Origin of the sequence: Streptomyces sp. 8K308 (assembly GCF_004348315.1) — a bacterium.
Lineage (GTDB): Bacteria > Actinomycetota > Actinomycetes > Streptomycetales > Streptomycetaceae > Streptomyces.
Genome location: NZ_SMKC01000512.1, coordinates 1 through 3594, shown reverse-complemented (window position 1 = coordinate 3594; position 3594 = coordinate 1). Strand labels below are relative to the sequence as shown.

The 3594-nt window shown below is 62.2% G+C and carries 3 protein-coding genes and 1 pseudogene; 2 read left to right on the top strand and 2 right to left on the bottom strand.

Going from position 1 to position 3594, the window contains the following annotated elements; all coding sequences use genetic code 11:
- Together E1265_RS34960 and E1265_RS34955 are read left to right on the top strand one after the other, a co-directional pair.
- Window positions 1-1433, top strand: a 1433-nt coding sequence (locus E1265_RS34960) for a polymorphic toxin-type HINT domain-containing protein (protein WP_279571494.1), incomplete at its 5' end; no start/stop codon positions are given.
- Window positions 1434-1445: 12 nt separating this feature from the next.
- Entirely contained in the window at window positions 1446-2090 is a 645-nt protein-coding gene (locus tag E1265_RS34955) for a hypothetical protein (protein ID WP_132934976.1), read from the top strand.
- A 287-nt stretch (window positions 2091-2377) separates the two neighbouring features.
- Here the strand turns inward: E1265_RS34955 and E1265_RS40085 are convergent, their stop codons facing one another.
- Window positions 2378-2929 (bottom strand): glyoxalase superfamily protein, encoded by a 552-nt coding sequence (locus tag E1265_RS40085; protein ID WP_132934975.1) that lies wholly within the window; start codon window positions 2927-2929, stop codon window positions 2378-2380.
- A gap of 261 nt (window positions 2930-3190) precedes the next feature.
- Window positions 3191-3463: pseudogene (locus E1265_RS34945) on the bottom strand (IS701 family transposase); the annotation flags it as partial.
- Window positions 3464-3594 lie beyond the last annotated feature (131 nt).

The following is a 3594-nucleotide window of genomic DNA, read 5'->3' as shown; positions in this document are numbered from 1 at the left end:
GGCCCGGCACCCGCGGCTTCGTCGGCGGCATCACCGACAACACCGGCCTCACCCACCTCCAAGCCCGCGAATACGACCCCGCCCTCGGCAGGTTCATCTCCCTCGACCCACTGATGGACCTCACCGACCCCCAACAACTCCACGGCTACACCTACGCCAACAACAACCCCACCACCTACACCGACCCCACCGGCCTGGCTCCCTGGAAGAAGAACCTGGGACCATCCAAGGCCACCAAGCCCACCACCGGCAGGGCCAGCTCCACCAAGAACATCGGCTTCAGAGCCAAGGGACACGCCGGCAGCCGCACCGGATACGGCTACCGCCCCAGCTACAGCGGCGGCGGATCCACCACCCTCACCCAGATCGGCTACCAAACCTCCAACGACCCAGACGACGAACCATCAGCCCCCGGGATCTTCGGATTCACAAACCCTATCGGTGGCCTCGACAGGATGTTCGGGAGCATGGACAACTACTGGGACAGGGTGCTCGATGGCTTCGTCGATACATTTTCGCCAGAGATCCCCGGGGCCGCATGTGTCGAATCCGGGCTCGGCAGTGCTGAGTGCCTTTCAGGCCTGACGGAACTGCTGCCCTGGGGCAGGGCGGCGAATAGGCTCAAGGATGCCATCAAGAGGCTTCGGCGTGCCGATACGGACTGCAACAGCTTTGTTCCAGCAACGCGTGTGGTGATGGCGGACGGAACATCTCGGCCGATTGAGGAAGTCGAGATCGGCGATGAGGTTCTGGCGACCGATCCGGAGACGGGTGAGACGAGTGCGCGTACTGTCACGGCTGAAATATCCGGAAGCGGTCAAAAAGACCTGGTGACGTTGACCATCGCCACCGAACAGGGCACCACCAGCACCGTCACTGCAACTGAGGGGCATCCCTTCTGGGTTCCAAAACTCGATGCTTGGATCGATGCCAGCCAGCTCACGCCAGGTGCCAGGCTCCGCACCAGCACCGGAACCAACGTGCAGATATCAGCAGTCCAGGCCAGAACCGTTGAAGCGGCGGTCTACAATCTCACTGTCGAAGGCTCCCACACGTACTATGTGCTTGCGGGTGGCACACCGGTCCTTGTGCACAACGCGTCATCGTGTACAAGTGGAAATAACTCGGCTGCTGCGACAGGTCGGTCGGTGCACCGAGACTTCAGTGACCTGTTGGATAGCCGTTCGCAAGTCGGATATGAGGGTGAGTTCACCTTGCCGAGCGGCTTGCGTCCGGACGGAGGCTACACTGATCCTGCTACCGGCGTTCGAGTGCCGATCGAACTGAAGCCGGACACGCGTGCTCAAATCCGGCGAGGACGAAATGAGCTGAGGGAATACGAACAGGAAATGGGAGTCCCGACTGGTTCAGGTCAGTTGTGGGTCTACCGGATCGGCGCCAGTGGCACTATTTCTTATCAGCGAGTTCAGTAAGGTGGGATTTGGGTGAATGGTGACATGAGGCAGTTGATTGCGAAGGTCGCATCTCTGATGAAGGGGGAGTACGGTTTCAGCAAGAAGGGGCGACTCCTCATTCGTGAGGATAAGCTTCTTCGTGTAGTTGCCTTCCAGCCTGAGAAGACTGCGATGGAAGGCTGCTACAGGTTCGATGTCACCCTCAGTCTCGGCCTGCCCGGTTTGAGTTCGGTTACCTCATCGCGTAGGGAATGGGTGGTGTCAGCTTCCTTGAGTAAGTTGTACCGTCTCAGAAATCCTGGGGTGGGGCGGTTTGAGTTGACGGGAGATAGGTCGGGGGATGAAGAAGTTGAGGCGGCTGTTCTGGCACTGCTTTCTGACCTCTGTGACGAATTCTTCCTCTCGGTTGGTGAACCAGTCGATCTGTTGGCCCTCATTACCGACGATCTAGCGGAGTCCAAGCGCCTAGATTTGTGGCCGTGGAACGAACTGCCTCGGCTGGAATTGGCGAGCGCATATTCTGCCTTTCTGGGGCTGGGGGATCGAGCCCGCGCGCTGCAGGATCAGGCAATTCGAGGTGCTATTGATGGGGGCATGGAATATGCTGTTGAGCGTGTGCAGAAAGGTGTGAAGCACGCACTGGCTGCCCGTGAAAGGGTGTGTGGTTCCACATAGAGTGGATCATGAGATTCGTCGGGGCCATGGAATCCCCAAGGCAGCGCCACTCAGCCAGGATCCACCATGTGGTGTGGCAATTGATTCGGGTAGCCTTGGATGCAGCGAGGTGCCCGCTAACCAGGCATGTTTAGAACTCTTGGTATCATCAGCCCTTCATGGCAAGGAACCTCCTAATACTCCAGCCGTAGATCGTGATCTGGCTGCCGTCTCTCGGTGGAGTGTCCGTGTGGGGGATTGTGTCGACAGAGCGCACTGCGTGCTGCGGCGCGCTCTGCCGGGGTCGGCTACTGCGCGGATGGCGGCTGCGCGAACCTCAGGACATTGCCGTACGGGTCGATGACTTGCAGCGTCGGCCCTCCGGGCGCGTCCGGGTCGATTCCGGGACGTACCGGCGCGTTCGGTCGGGCAAGCAATTCCTTGTGGAGCGCGGACACGTCGCGCACCGGGATCCAGGCCACGCTGTTGGGGGCGCCATCGCCGTGGTGTTCGGAGAGGTGTAGCACGGCTGCCGAGCGCGATACCTGCACGTACAGTGGCAACCCGGGCTCGAACCGGTGCTCCCAGTCCAGGGCGAAGCCAAGGAAGTCACGGTAGAACGGCAGTGCCTGTGCGACGGACATGACGCGCAGGACCGGCACGCCCGGGCTGATCTCCGGTGTGGCAGGGCTCCCAGCCCGGCTCGCCAGGGCGGCGAGTACGTTCCAGTCCTTGGTGCCGAGCTGGTGGGCGATCAGTTCGAGCGCGAGGCTGTGCGGGATCGCGATCCCCGCTGTGGCAAGGTCCTCGCGCAGGAGTTTGGCGAGTTTCTTGGCGTGGTCAGTGGTAGGGGACGTCATCGCGTCGGCTTTCCACGCGGCCCATCCTGCCGATGCTCGCGTTGTCGGCTGGCGCCGCGTTCAGGGAGCCGAGGCGAGGCGACCCACGGTGCATTCACCCAACCTTGAAAGGCGCGAGCGGCCGGCTGCACCAAGCCGCTGCCGATGCTACCGGTTGGCCTGAGCGGCGCGCACTACGGCGCCGCGCTCACTCCGGGCGCCGTTCACGCGATGGCACCGCTGCCGCAGCGCCTGGCCCCCACCGCATGACTCTGCGTCAGATCATAGCTGAGCGGTTGCTTGTCGTCGGTAGTGGAAGGCGCGGGCGCGGGCCTGGTGGCGCCGTCGCCACCGCGACCAGCGGAGTCGGTGCGCGAGGTCGTGGACCGGGCTGATCAGCGCCGCGAACAGATGCTGGAGCTCGTTGCCGGTCAGCGGGATCAGGTCTTCGGGCACTGGGTGGTCTCGTCGTTCGGCGGCTGCGGTGACGGCGAGGAAGGCGTGGGCGAGCATGGCGAGGGTGACCCAACGGTGCCAGGAAGTCCAGCGGCGAACCTAGCCTCGCGCTTTCACAGGGTGGGTGTCCGAGGCTTGGTCAAATAAGCGGAGAGTGCTCCTGACCTGCAACGATGGGACTTGTCGAGGGTCCTGTTGGTTGCACGGAAAGAAGCACTCTCCAGGTGAGG